General features: G+C 43.8%; 10 protein-coding genes. 2 read left to right on the top strand and 8 right to left on the bottom strand.

Annotated elements, in window-relative coordinates:
- The 4 genes from GVT53_RS20755 to GVT53_RS20740 all read right to left on the bottom strand — a co-directional run bounded on the left by GVT53_RS20755 (position 1) and on the right by GVT53_RS20740 (position 5,245).
- A complete protein-coding gene (locus GVT53_RS20755; RefSeq protein ID WP_166250348.1) occupies positions 1 to 2,298 on the bottom strand; it encodes an NADP-dependent malic enzyme in 2,298 nt (765 codons plus the stop codon).
- Between the two features lie 124 nt (positions 2,299 to 2,422).
- Positions 2,423 to 3,748, bottom strand: a complete 1,326-nt coding sequence (locus GVT53_RS20750; RefSeq protein WP_258537672.1) for an MFS transporter — start codon at positions 3,746 to 3,748, stop codon at positions 2,423 to 2,425.
- Between the two features lie 75 nt (positions 3,749 to 3,823).
- Entirely contained in the window at positions 3,824 to 4,747 is a 924-nt protein-coding gene (queG, locus tag GVT53_RS20745) for a tRNA epoxyqueuosine(34) reductase QueG (RefSeq protein ID WP_166250347.1), read from the bottom strand.
- Positions 4,748 to 4,798: 51 nt separating this feature from the next.
- Positions 4,799 to 5,245 carry a cupin domain-containing protein gene (locus GVT53_RS20740; RefSeq protein ID WP_166250346.1) on the bottom strand — a complete coding sequence of 149 codons (447 nt, stop codon included), beginning with the start codon at positions 5,243 to 5,245 and terminating at the stop codon, positions 4,799 to 4,801.
- Between the two features lie 72 nt (positions 5,246 to 5,317).
- On the opposite strand from GVT53_RS20740, the gene GVT53_RS20735 reads away from it, so the two are divergent.
- Positions 5,318 to 5,914 carry a TetR/AcrR family transcriptional regulator gene (locus tag GVT53_RS20735; protein WP_166250345.1) on the top strand — a complete coding sequence of 199 codons (597 nt, stop codon included), beginning with the start codon at positions 5,318 to 5,320 and terminating at the stop codon, positions 5,912 to 5,914.
- A gap of 131 nt (positions 5,915 to 6,045) precedes the next feature.
- On the opposite strand, the gene ruvB is transcribed toward GVT53_RS20735, so the two are convergent.
- Complete coding sequence (gene ruvB / locus GVT53_RS20730; RefSeq protein ID WP_166250344.1) at positions 6,046 to 7,068, bottom strand: Holliday junction branch migration DNA helicase RuvB; 1,023 nt, start codon at positions 7,066 to 7,068, stop codon at positions 6,046 to 6,048.
- A 128-nt stretch (positions 7,069 to 7,196) separates the two neighbouring features.
- On the opposite strand from ruvB, the gene GVT53_RS20725 reads away from it, so the two are divergent.
- Positions 7,197 to 9,449 carry an acyl-CoA dehydrogenase family protein gene (locus GVT53_RS20725; RefSeq protein ID WP_166250343.1) on the top strand — a complete coding sequence of 751 codons (2,253 nt, stop codon included), beginning with the start codon at positions 7,197 to 7,199 and terminating at the stop codon, positions 9,447 to 9,449.
- Positions 9,450 to 9,452: 3 nt separating this feature from the next.
- Here the strand turns inward: GVT53_RS20725 and GVT53_RS20720 are convergent, their stop codons facing one another.
- The 3 genes from GVT53_RS20720 to GVT53_RS20710 all read right to left on the bottom strand — a co-directional run bounded on the left by GVT53_RS20720 (position 9,453) and on the right by GVT53_RS20710 (position 13,381).
- Positions 9,453 to 10,277, bottom strand: coding sequence for a GIN domain-containing protein (locus GVT53_RS20720; RefSeq protein ID WP_166250342.1), 825 nt, complete (start codon positions 10,275 to 10,277; stop codon positions 9,453 to 9,455).
- Between the two features lie 123 nt (positions 10,278 to 10,400).
- Entirely contained in the window at positions 10,401 to 12,224 is a 1,824-nt protein-coding gene (locus GVT53_RS20715; RefSeq protein WP_166250341.1) for a cytochrome c oxidase subunit I, read from the bottom strand.
- 35 nt (positions 12,225 to 12,259) lie between these two features.
- Positions 12,260 to 13,381: a cytochrome c oxidase subunit II gene (locus GVT53_RS20710; protein ID WP_166250340.1), complete on the bottom strand. Its 1,122-nt coding sequence runs from the start codon at positions 13,379 to 13,381 to the stop codon at positions 12,260 to 12,262.
- Between the last annotated feature and the right edge of the window lie 2 nt (positions 13,382 to 13,383).

Genomic DNA, 13,383 nt, shown 5'->3' with positions numbered 1-13,383 from the left:
CTATTCTCCTTGCATTCTAGCTTTCCGTCTTTTCTCCCTTTCTTGGGCATCGATAACGGCTACTGCGGCCATATTCACCATTTCGTCCACGCTTGCACCCAACTGTAAAATGTGGGCAGCTTTGGTCAATCCGACCATTATCGGACCAATGGAATCGGCCTTGTTAAGACCTTTCAATAGCTTATAAGTGATATTGGCGGATTCCAAATTCGGGAATATAAAGGTGTTGACCTTTTTACCGGATATCTTGGAGAATGGGAAATTTTTATCGCTCATTTCTGGATCAAGAGCAAAATCGGTTTGAATTTCACCATCGACCACCAAATCCGGATTCCTTTCGTGCAGGATTCTAACGGCTTCCCGAACTTTTTTGGCATGCGGATGGTTTGAAGAACCAAAGTTCGCATAAGATAGCAATGCCATAATGGGGTTAAAACCAAAGGTTTTGGCCACGTTGGCCGTCATTTGGGCAATCTCGGCCAGCTCTTCCGCATTTGGATTTATATTGATGGAGGTATCCGCTAAAAATAGAGGCCCCCTATCCGTGATCATAATATTTACGGTACTGGCATTCTGTACGTTCTTGGCCCTTCCCAATACTTCAAAAACGGGGCGCAATACCTTTGGGTAGGCTCTCGAATAGCCGGAAATCATTCCGTCTGCATCACCTTCTTTCAACATCATCGCACCAAAATAGTTGCGCTTGCCCATGTTGACACGTGCACTGTACTTGGTCTCACCCTTTCTTTTTCTTAATTCCCAAAGCTTTAGCGCATATCGGGAACGCATTTCGCTAAATTCATCGGAACGTGGATCAATAATCGGCACCTCGGCATCAAATTCCAGCTCTTTTTTTAGATGTTCTATAATTTCTTTGTTTCCGAGCAGAATGGGCGTGGCGATTCCTTCTTCGTAAACAATCTGCGCGGCCTTCATTACATCCAATAATTCAGCCTCGGCAAACACGATTCGTTTTGGGTTTACCTTGGCCCTGTTGTGCAACAGCCTCACCACTTTATTGTCGTTGCCCGACCTTTGATACAGTTCCTCTTCATACTTGTCCCAATCTTGAATCGGGAATTTGGCCACTCCACTGTCCATGGCAGCTTTTGCCACTGCCGGTGGAATCTTGGTGATCAAACGTGGGTCAAAAGGTTTTGGAATGATATAGTTTCTGCCAAAGGTCAACCTTGTGGCATCATAGGCAATGTTCACTTGTTCCGGCACAGGTTCACGGGTCAAATCTGCCAGAGCTCGAACCGCGGCCATTTTCATTTCTTCATTGATTTTGGTGGCTCGCACATCCAAGGCTCCCCTAAAAATAAAAGGGAATCCAAGCACATTGTTCACTTGGTTAGGATGGTCCGAGCGTCCTGTTGCCATAATGATATCTTTTCTGGTCTCGCAAGCCAGATTGTACTCGATCTCAGGATTCGGGTTGGCCATAGCAAAGACAATGGGGTTTTCAGCCATGGAACTCAACATCCCCGGAGATACAATATCCGCAATGGAAAGCCCGATGAAAACATCGGCATCGACCATGGCTTCCTCCAAAGTATCTATTTTTCTATCGGTGGCAAACTCCTCTTTCTCCCCACTTAAATTCTCCCTATCGCTTCGTATTACCCCCTTGCTATCGAGCATTACAATATTCTCCGCCCTTGCCCCAAATGCCTTGTACAACTTGGTACAGGAAACGGCAGCTGCACCTGCGCCGCTGACTACTATTTTGACTTCTTCGATTTTTTTCTCGGCAATTTCCAAAGCATTTATCAAAGCTGCAGCAGAAATAATTGCGGTTCCATGCTGGTCATCGTGCATTACAGGAATATCAAGTTCTTCCTTCAATCTGCGTTCTATCTCAAAAGCTTCGGGAGCTTTGATATCTTCCAGGTTGATACCTCCAAAAGTCGGAGCGATGGTCTTCACCGTTTCAATAAAACGGTCTACATCCTTGGTATCCAATTCGATGTCAATCCCATCGATATCAGCAAAAATCTTGAAAAGCAAACTCTTTCCTTCCATTACCGGTTTTGAGGCCTCCGGGCCTATATCCCCCAGACCCAAAACGGCGGTTCCATTGGAAATTACCGCCACAATGTTTCCTTTGGCGGTGTACTTGTACACATCATCCTTGTTCTTTTCGATTTCCAAACAAGGTTCGGCCACTCCAGGCGAGTAGGCCAATGCCAGATCCCGTTGGGTGGAATATGGTTTTGTGGGTACGATCTTGATTTTTCCCGGCTGTGGTTTAGCGTGGTACAGTAACGCTTCCCTTCTTTGCTTTTCCTTGCTCATATTGTAAAAAATGAAGTGGTAAAGTTAGGGCATTCGTTGCTTTTATCTTAAAATCTTGATAATCAATTTCAACTCAAACAAAAAATTGAAAACGTAATTTTATAACCTACTGCCCCAGTTTGGTTTATGAATCCAAGGGATATTCTTTTTTGGCCTTTTTTACATTGAGCCGCATGGCCAAAATACTTGCTATGACAAAAAACGCGCCTGCAAAAAGCATCGCATTGACCGAATTGCCTCCTAAAAGATTTTTAAAAATAGGTCCAAAAGTAAGTGTCTCTATCCCCATCGGGATTACGATCATCATATTCAATATGCCCATATAAACCCCTCTTCGTTCTTGTGGGACCACTTTGGACACCATACTGTAAGGGATTCCCATCATTGCCGCCCAACCGATTCCGAACAGCACCATGGGGAACAGCACGTAAACCGGGTCCTGAATATAAGGTATGGCAAACAACGCGATTGCCGTTCCTAATAAACTCAAAGCATATACTTTTTTGCCCCCAAATCGCATGGTCAATGGCACTAGAACCAATGCCACTACAGCAGTAACAATATTATAGGTGGTGCTCATTTTTGCTGCTTGTGCTGCCGCCTCGGAAGTATCATACCCTAAAGAAACCCTGAACAAAGGCGTGATAAATTGCCAATACACAAAAAGTGCATACCATTGAAAGAGGTAGACCGCGGACAGCTTCCACATAAATCTGGGCATTTGCTTTACCGCATGTGCAATTTCCACAAAAGGAACCTTGAACCGCTCGGCAAAGGGAAGTGCTTTATGTTTATTGATTTCGGTCAGTTCATCGTCCGTAGGTGGAATTTCCGGCGTTTTTAAGACAGACCATAAAATGGTGGCTATCGACAAGAATGAACCGATAAAAAAAGAATAGTACAACCACTTGGGCACAGTACCTTCCACTTCTTGCCCCCCTCCGAACCAATCTTGAAATATAAAGATAGAGGCATTGGCCAAAAGAATGCCCGCACCCACAAAAAGGCTCTGCATCTGATAGCCGATACTGAATTGTGACTCCGGTAATTTATCACCCACAAATGCCCGGTAGGGCTCCATGGCCATATTGTTCCCCACGTCCAAAATCCAAAGTAAACCTACTGCAAACCACAAGGCGGGACTTAAAGGAAAAGCAAACAAACAGATACTCCCCATGATGGCCCCAATCAAAAAGAAGGGTTTTCGCCTTCCCCAACGCGGCGACCATGTTTTATCAGATATGGCACCAATAATGGGTTGAACGATCAAGCCCGTTACGGGACCTGCAATATTTAAAATGGGCAACATTTCCTCTGTGGCGCCCAAAAAAAGAAATATGGGGTTGATGGCACTCTGTTGCAACCCAAAACTATATTGGATTCCCAAGAATCCAACATTCATGTTGAAAATTTGCCAAAAACTTAATTTGGGCTTTTTAATCTTAATCATGTAGTTTGTTTAGCCACTCTTTAACATTCCAACAAAAAAGACAAGAATACTTCAAGAATATGGCTCAATATAATGCTATTTCTTCAAAAAATTGATGTTCCGTTCAAGACCTGATAGTTTTGTTCTTTTTACCGCTGATTTTTTAAAGATTTTTTTAAAGACATCCTCCGTTATCTCTTCCCAATCTTTTTTAGTGAAGGACAATAAGTCCGGATGGGGGTTAAAAAGCGGTTCGCTATGCGATTTTGAAAAACGGTTCCATGGGCAAACATCTTGGCACACATCGCAACCGAACATCCATTCGTCCAATTTACCATCAAATTCAGAAGGGATTTCGTTCTTCAACTCAATAGTGAGGTACGAAATACATTTACTGCCATCGACCACGTAGGGCTGTACAATGGCTTCCGTAGGACAAGCATCGATACAAGCAGTGCAGGTACCGCAATGGTCGGTCACAGGCGTATCGTATTCCAGTTCCAAATCCACGATCAGTTCGGCAATAAAATAAAAGGAGCCCACTTGCTGGGTGAGCAAATTGCTGTTTTTGCCTATCCAGCCAAGCCCACTTTTCGCTGCCCACGCCTTGTCCAGGACGGGGGCAGAATCCACGAATGCGCGTCCGTGGACATCCCCGATTTCTTCTTGGATAAAATGAAGCAAACTCTTGAGCTTGTCCTTAATCACAAAGTGATAGTCCATCCCATAAGCATATTTGGAAATTTTATAGGAATCTGGATTCTGCTCTTTGGAAGGAAAGTAATTCAATAAAAGTGATATGACCGACTTGGAACCTTCGACCAATTTTGTAGGGTCCAAACGTTTGTCGAAATGGTTTTCCATGTACTGCATCTCGCCATGCATGTTCTGGTTGAGCCACTTCTCCAAACGAGGGGCTTCTTCCTCCAAAAATTCAGCCTTGGAAACACCACATGACAAAAAACCGAGGCGTTTGGCTTCGGTTTTTATTAGTTCTGTATTTTTCTGAAGAGCATTCAATATAGATGTTCAATAAAGTATTGAAATGCCAAGATACAAAACAGTAAATCATTATTGCTGTGGTGGAGGCGGAATGGCCATATCATATTGTGATGCCGTGGCCAAAACTTTTTGAATAATTTCAGGTTCCACGGATTTCATGATTGCATTATCTTCAGTTTCCGGAACACCAAAAGTCTCAAAAAATTTATAAAATCCCTTGGGACTGTGAATATTTACCCAAGTGCAGGCTGCATCCGTTTTGTTGCTGAATGTATGCAAGGTCCCAGGCGGGATATCAACCGACTCGCCTTGTTTACATACAAAAGTCTTCCCGTTCACAAAAAACTCAAGTTCGCCCTGGACGACCATAAAAGCCTCTTTGTATTCGCTATGCACATGAGGTGGTGGACCTTGTGCACCAGCTGGAGTTTCACAAACAACCAAATCATAATCACCCGTGGTGGGGTGCAAAGTCACTTTTTGGCCCAAGACCCATTTTGAAGCATTGTTTTTCATTTTATGAGATTTTTGTCTCACAAACATATAGATTAATTTTCATAGCTCAAAATTTTATGAGATATTTGTCTCATGAAAGATAGGCACATTGCATCTGGACGTAAAAAACAAAAGCAGAATACCAGAGATAAAATTCTAGAGGCATCGCGTGAATTATTGGAGAAGAAAGAAACCTTGACCATGGAAAATGTAGCAGAGAAAGCTGGGGTTTCCAGAGCAACGATTTATCGGTACTACACCAATATTGATTCCATCTCCATGGATTTGATTCTTCAACTTGACGTTCCCAAACCTGATAGCTTTTTTGGCAATGACAAGGAAACATCAGAAAATGATACCCTTTTAAACATCCAAAAGGCCTACTTGGATTTCAGCCTTCGAAACGAACAAACTTCAAGAAAGTTTTTGGCAGCTGTACTGGCATCATCCAACCCACAAATGCGTAGGGGAAAAAACCGAATCAACACGCTCCGAGAGTACTTTAAATCTACTAAGGCCGATCTGAGCGAAGAGGAGAAAGAAAAATTGATTCATCTGTCCGTACTTTTAATGGGAATAGAATCCATCATTACAGCAAAGGATGTCTGCGAATTGGACAATGAAACAACCTTTGAAACCTTATCTTGGGGACTACAAATGATTTTGAAAGGGTGCGGACTAGATAAGTAAGATTGCCTAAGGGTCTTTACACTTTACCTTTAGCGTATCAAACTCATCTTTATAACATTTCATTATAGATTCAAATGGGCCATGACGATTAGAAACAAGCTCTTTGACATAATACGGAGAGAGCAATTATATCAGAACAATCCGCCTTGTGTACCGCCCTTTACCTTGCCCAAATGTTTGTAGGCAAGTTCCGTGACTTCACGTCCTCGAGGGGTTCGCATGATAAAGCCCTGCTGAATCAAGAAAGGTTCGTACACTTCTTCCAAAGTTTCGGCGCTTTCGGACACTGCCGTTGCCAAAGTGGTAATCCCAACAGGTCCACCTTTGAATTTATCTATGATGGTGGTCAAAATTTTATTGTCCATTTCGTCCAATCCATGGGCATCTACGTTCAAAGCCTTTAGTCCAAACTGCGAAATCTCAAGGTCAATGTTACCATTTCCCTTTATCTGTGCGAAGTCTCGAACCCTGCGCAATAGTGCATTACAAATTCTGGGCGTTCCCCTGCTCCGACCTGCTATCTCAATTGCGGCATCGTTGGTGATGGGAACGTTTAAAATTTCGGCGCTTCTTTCAACTATGGTGGACAACAGTTCTGTATTGTAATATTCCAAACGGCTCTGGATTCCGAACCTTGCGCGCATGGGAGCTGTCAGCAGGCCAGATCGCGTGGTGGCGCCAATCAATGTGAACGGACTTAGGTTGATCTGCACGGTACGGGCATTCGGGCCCGTTTCGATCATGATATCAATTTTATAATCCTCCATAGCGGAATACAGATATTCTTCCACAATGGGACTCAATCTGTGGATTTCATCGATAAAGAGAACATCCCGTTCATCCAAATTGGTCAACAACCCGGCCAAATCCCCCGGTTTGTCCAACACGGGTCCGGAGGTGACCTTGATTCCCACCCCGAGTTCGTTGGCAAGAATATGCGCCAAGGTGGTCTTCCCCAAACCCGGAGGGCCATGAAAAAGGGTATGGTCCAACGCTTCTCCCCTAAGATTGGCGGCCTGCACAAAAACCTTTAGGTTTTCGAGTACTTGGGCCTGGCCGGTAAAGTCGTCAAAACTAATGGGCCGTAACGCTCTTTCTATATCAAATTCTTCCGGAGAAAGATTTTCGCCTGTTGGATCTAAATTTTCATTCATGGTTCAACAAATATAGTTGAAAACGGAATCCGCCTAAAGTCAAAGGCACTAAAATACCTTTTGGAGTCCACTTCTTAAAAATCTAAACCTTACCTTAGATAAGTTTAAATACATCAATTTATTCCTTTATGATTACCACTGATTATTCCACTGGAATTCTACAATACATACCATTTTTCTACGTGATTTGGTCCGATGACCTGCTCTCCGCTTCAGAAATATCCATTGTACAAAAAGTAATAGCGCAAGATGAAACATTGAGCTTTGAAGAAAAAAAACAATTGGGCGATTGGTTGCACAAAGACCATCCGCCCCATGATGAGGAACTTAAGAACTGGAAACTGACCATTGCCAATTCCAAGGTTAAATTGATCGAGAGCGACACCTATCCGCTTACTTCACTTAGTCAGCGATTGGTTAAAGGTGATAATGTCAACGAAGCGCTAAAGCATATCGAAGTCCATCTTGGCATACAGCCCAACCACTACAACCATCTCTTCGATGTAGAGGTGGTTCATGAAAAAACTTCGGACGAATACGATCCCAAAATGCTGGATTATATGCTTAAGGGTGAGCACACCGAAGTGGTTGATGAGTTCCGGAAGTTTTTGGACAAACCTGATTTTGCTTGGGAAATATTAAGGGATAAAGATGAATTCCGGAACAGGGTATTGAAACAGGTCCAACTTTTGGGAAAAGCGGGATACGGCGCCATGGCCTACCCCAATGCCTATGGCGGAACAGACAACATGCCCGCTTATGCCGCAATTTTTGAACATCTGATGTTCGTGGATGGCAGTTTGGCGGTAAAGTTCGGGGTTCAGTTTGGGCTTTTTGGCGGAAGCATCCAGAAGTTGGGCACCAAAAAGCATCATGATGTGTATTTGAAAGACGCCGGCGAAACCAAATTATTGGGTTGTTTTGCCATGACAGAAACTGGGCACGGTTCCAATGTCCGTGGCATCAAGACCACGGCTACCTATGAAAAGGAATCAGATTCCATCATTATACATACCCCAGGCAAAAATGATAACAAGGAATACATCGGGAACGCCCTGCATTCCAAAATGGCTTCGGTATTTGCACAATTGATCGTCGATGGCAAAAATGAAGGTGTACATGCTATTTTGGTTCCGCTCCGGAATGAAACACACGAAACCTTGGAAGGAATCACCATCGAGGACAATGGTTACAAGTTGGGACTGAACGGGGTGGACAATGGTAAAATCTGGTTCAACAATGTTAAGGTCCCCAGAAAAAACCTCTTGGACAAATACGGGGAGATACGTGATGATGGCTCGTACTTTTCCTCCATCAAAAATCCGAACAAGCGATTTTTCACCATGTTGGGCACTTTGGTGGGTGGACGAATCTGCGTGGCCCGTGGCGCTCTCGGGGGAAGTAAAATGGCCTTGTCCATCGCAGTAAAATATGCCCTGAACCGTAGGCAGTTCAATGATAATGTGAAGGTACAGGAAGACTTGATCATGGATTATCCCACCCATCAGCTGAGGCTAACCCCAAAAATTGCAGGAGCCTACGTGTATCATTTCACTCTGGAAGAAATGATAAAGCGCTACAGTGACGATTCGCAACCTGACAAACGAAAGATCGAGACCCAAGTGGCGGGACTCAAGTCCATAATCACCTGGTTTGCCAACGAAACCATTCAAGAATGTCGCGAAGCCTGTGGTGGAAAAGGCTATTTATTGGAGAACAGGATTGCCGACCTTAAGGGAGATGTGGACATTTTTACCACTTTTGAAGGGGACAATACGGTGCTGTTGCAACTGGCTGCGAAAGGTATCCTATCGGATTTTCAAGCTGAATTCAATAGTGCAGGGTTTGCCTCGGTTTTAAAACTGCTTCAATCGCAGCTTTCGGATAAACTTACGGCCATAAACCCATTGTATTCCAACAAAGTCGATGCGGAGCACCTATACAATCCAAAGTTCCATAAGCATGCTTTTGACTATCGCACGCGCAGGCTGACCTATACCCTCGCCATGCGCATTCGCAACTATATTAAAAAGGGGATTCCCTCGTATCAGGCCTTCCTGAAGGTCCAGACCCACTTACTGGCTTTGGGAAAAGCGTACAGTGTGGAACTGGCGTATTCTGTTTTCTGTGACCATATCGATACTATATCGGACCTTAAATACAGGGTCTTGATGGAGAAAGTAGGTTGCCTTTACGCTTTGGACCAAATCAATTCGGATGCCAGATGGTTTTTGGAGCAAGGTTATGTTGGGAGCACCAAATCGAAGGCCATCCGTCAACGGGTAGAGCGGTTATCCACAGAGCTCAGGCCGCATATTGAAGTATTGGTAGATGGTTTCGGCATTCCGGAGCATTGCATGAGCGCTCCGATTACCCAATAATCATCAGTCTTCTTTTTTGATGAGTTGGGAGGTTCCCAAAAATTCTTCAATGGTAATTTTTGGCGTGCCGTACAGATAAGTTCCTGCGCTTCCTGATGATTTTATGGATATATCGCCAAATGAATAAATCCTTGCATTGGCGGTTCCGGTAATTTCAAGTTGCGCCGAATTGATCTGCATGGCCTCTCCCTTATAATTGGCATTGTCCAGCACGTTGACATGAAATCTATCCGAGGTGCCTTCCATGGCCAAGGATGAATTGCCTTCCATATCCACAACACCGGAATTTATCTGCGCGTACACATAGGCCTGTGCTCTTTTGTTCAGGTTTACGTTCAACGAGTCGACCTCTACATGAAAATCACCGCTGCTGGTATCTTCCAAATTAATATCCATCACGTCCGCATTCGCCTTAATATCCAATTTTGTATTGTTGAAACCATCCACGAACAGTTCCGCGGATTGGATGACATCTTTGGAAACCATGGTCCCGTTTTTTACCGTAATGGCATTGAGCTGGGTATAGTTCACCGTGATTTCCAACTCTTTTTTCGCCGTAATGTTGTAGTAGGAACTTATCACCAAAGTGCCATCATTGACTTCAAATTTAAGTATGTCCACCAAATTATCGTCGGCAATTAGGTGATAGCCCGGCCCCAAGGATTCCTTTAGGGTGATTTCAAGGTCATCATTTAAAATAATTGCGGTAAAGGGCGGAAGTTCTTCGCTCACCTGTGTTACTATGCGACTACCTTTTATTTTGGGTTTGCGCTGCGCAGTGGTCACTATCGGCATTAACACTAAAAGTAGGATAACAATCTTTTTCATCACGGTTGCTTTTTGATAGGGGGAAAATGCTTTTTAAAGATATACAATTCACTTCAAAATCCATTCCAACAAAAAAAGCCCATCCAAATTGGACGGGCCTTTTCACTAATATAACTATATTTTTTAATGGTTGAGTTCTTCTTCGTTCTCTTGAAGCGGAACGTTTTGCGGAACAAAATCCTGTCCTGCAATAATGTACTCACCATTTTCGTATGTTTTACTGTAATCGTATGCCCAACGGTAAACGTGTGGAATTTCCCCTGGCCAGTTTCCGTGGATATGCTCCTGCGGAGTTGTCCACTCCAAAGTGTTGGAGCCCCACGGGTTAACAGGTCCTTTTTTACCGTAGAAGATACTTGAGATAAAGTTGTAAACGAATATTAACTGGGCCAAACCTGCAATGATCGCAAATACGGTCATCAATACCTGTACGTTGGTCAACTCATCGAACATAGGGAACGCGGTGTTCTCGTAGTAACGACGTGGCACCCCTGCCATTCCGACAAAGTGCATCGGGAAAAATACGCCATACGCGCAAACCGCGGTAATCCAAAAGTGGACATAACCCAAGTTTTTGTTCATCATACGGCCCTGGAACATCTTTGGGAACCAGTGATAGATACCTGCGAACATCCCGTACAGGGCAGATATACCCATTACCAAGTGGAAGTGAGCTACCACGAAGTACGTATCGTGAACATTGATATCCAACGTACTATCACCCAAAATAATACCTGTTAGACCTCCTGTGATGAATGTTGAGACCAGACCAATGGAAAACAACATGGCAGGGTTGAGCTGCAGGTTACCTTTCCATAGTGTGGTGATATAGTTGAATGCCTTGACCGCAGAGGGTATCGCAATCAATAGGGTCGTAAATGTAAATACAGATCCCAAGAATGGGTTCATACCGGATATGAACATGTGGTGACCCCATACAATGGTGGATAGGAATGCTATCGCCAAAATGGAAGCTACCATCGCTCTGTATCCAAAAATCGGTTTTCTTGCGTTTGTGGACATTACTTCGGAAGTAATACCCAATGCCGGTATCAAAACAATATATACCTCTGGGTGCCCCAAGAACCAGAACAAGTGCTCATAAAGTACCGGAGAACCTCCTTGGTAGTGCAATACCTCGCCCTGTATAAAAATATCCGAAAGGAAGAACGATGTACCAAAGCTCCTATCCATGATCAGCAGCAAAGCTGCGGACAACAATACGGGGAAAGAGATAACACCAATGATGGCCGTTACAAAGAATGCCCAGATGGTCAAAGGCAAACGTGTCATGGACATTCCCTTTGTTCTAAGGTTGATGACGGTTACAATGTAGTTCAATGAACCCAACAAAGAGGAGGCGATAAATATGGCCATGGATACCAACCAAAGCGTCATACCCATACCGGAACCGGGCTGGGCCATTGGAAGCGCACTCAACGGTGGATAAATGGTCCAACCTGCTGCTGCAGGCCCTGCTTCCACGAACAATGAAATAATCATGATCACGGACGATACAAAGAACATCCAGTAGGAAACCATGTTCATAAATCCGGAAGCCATATCCCTGGCACCAATCTGCAATGGAATCAATAGGTTACTGAAGGTACCACTTAATCCCTGTGTCAACACAAAGAATACCATTAAGGTACCGTGGATGGTCACCAATGCCAAATAGATGTCGGCATCCATTACGCCATCTGGTGCCCATTTGCCCAAAACGGCCTCGAATATCCCAAAAGATTCGCCAGGCCATGCCAGCTGCATCCTAAACAACAACGACATAGCAATACCGATGAATCCCATGATTAGACCTGTAATGAGATATTGCTTGGATATCATCTTATGGTCCTGACTGAAAATGTATTTTGTTATGAAGGTTTCCTTATGGTGATGTCCATGATCATCGTGGTGATCATCGTGACTTACATGGGCTACTTCAGACATATTCCAATTAATTTTTCGTTATTCTTTTTTTGTTTTTACTCTTCCGAAGCGGTTTCTTCCGATTCAACATCCGCTACTTCTTCCGTGCTGGCCGTTTGCTCTTCTGTTTCTGTTTCAGTTTCGTCAACCATTACAGATGCCTTAAAGGTCTGCTGTTCGGCTAGCCATGCATTGAACTCTTCTTCGGTTTCCACTATGATCTTCATCTGCATGTTATAGTGTGATTTTCCGCATATTTTATTGCACAACAAAATGTAATCGAACTCCCATGGATCATCGCCCTTTTGGGCACGTATGGCATTGGTTCTTTTTACCTTATCCACAACATCGGGATTCAAACGCATCTCCTCCGTTGTTATGGTCGGTGTGAATGAAAACTGTGTGACCATACCGGGGACACAGTTCATTTGTGCTCTAAAGTGAGGCATGTATGCGGAGTGCAATACGTCCTGCGACCTCATTTTAAAGTTTACTTTTCTTCCGACGGGCAAGTGCAGTTCCTTTACGATTATATCATCTTCTGCGTTGGGGTCGGATTCATCAATACCAAGAACATTGGCATTGGCAATATCTATCAATCTAACATTGGCTTCACCCAGGACATTATCGTCCCCACCGTATCTTGCGGTCCAGTTGAATTGCTGGGCGTACAGCTCTACGATCAATGGGTCATCGTCCTCGTTGATGTCCATAATATTGGTCCAAGTGTACAGTCCCCAAAGAATCAAACCTGCCAATACGATTACCGGAATAATGGTCCAGATAAATTCCAACCTATCATTATCGGCAAAGAAAAGGGCCTTTTTACCTTTCTCTCCTCTGTACTTATACCCAAAATAGTGCAACAATGCCTGTGTAATGGTCTGTACAAAGAATATAATTGCAAATGACACCCACATTAACTGGTCGTAGTCACCACCATGTTCGGATGCCGCCTCTGGCAAAAGCATTTTGTAATACTTGGCAAAGCTAAAAATTGTGATCCCGTAAATAAAAATGAGGAACGCAAACAACAAATATCCGTTGTTCTTGTTATCGGAATCGTTCGCTATTTGAGAGCGTTCCGTTTTAGTCTGCGACAGTTCAAAAATCTTGGTCATCTGCCAAATCGCAATCGCAACCAGTACTAAAACAGTAAATGTTAATAATGCAGTCATCG

It is taken from the genome of Flagellimonas oceani (assembly GCF_011068285.1).
In the GTDB taxonomy this organism is placed as follows: Bacteria; Bacteroidota; Bacteroidia; order Flavobacteriales; family Flavobacteriaceae; genus Flagellimonas; species Flagellimonas oceani.
This window is presented reverse-complemented; position numbering and strand designations above follow the sequence as displayed.

What these genes read in the sequence shown, in the direction of transcription:
- GVT53_RS20755 (WP_166250348.1), bottom strand. Translation starts at nt 2,298, where the DNA reads ATGAGCAAGGAAAAGCAAAGAAGGGAAGCGTTACTGTACCACGCTAAA.
- GVT53_RS20735 (WP_166250345.1), top strand. Translation starts at nt 5,318, where the DNA reads ATGAAAGATAGGCACATTGCATCTGGACGTAAAAAACAAAAGCAGAAT.
- GVT53_RS20740 (WP_166250346.1), bottom strand. Translation starts at nt 5,245, where the DNA reads ATGAAAAACAATGCTTCAAAATGGGTCTTGGGCCAAAAAGTGACTTTG.
- GVT53_RS20715 (WP_166250341.1), bottom strand. Translation starts at nt 12,224, where the DNA reads ATGTCTGAAGTAGCCCATGTAAGTCACGATGATCACCACGATGATCAT.
- GVT53_RS20710 (WP_166250340.1), bottom strand. Translation starts at nt 13,381, where the DNA reads ATGACTGCATTATTAACATTTACTGTTTTAGTACTGGTTGCGATTGCG.
- GVT53_RS20725 (WP_166250343.1), top strand. Translation starts at nt 7,197, where the DNA reads ATGATTACCACTGATTATTCCACTGGAATTCTACAATACATACCATTT.
- GVT53_RS20750 (WP_258537672.1), bottom strand. Translation starts at nt 3,748, where the DNA reads ATGATTAAGATTAAAAAGCCCAAATTAAGTTTTTGGCAAATTTTCAAC.
- ruvB (WP_166250344.1), bottom strand. Translation starts at nt 7,068, where the DNA reads ATGAATGAAAATTTAGATCCAACAGGCGAAAATCTTTCTCCGGAAGAA.
- GVT53_RS20720 (WP_166250342.1), bottom strand. Translation starts at nt 10,277, where the DNA reads ATGAAAAAGATTGTTATCCTACTTTTAGTGTTAATGCCGATAGTGACC.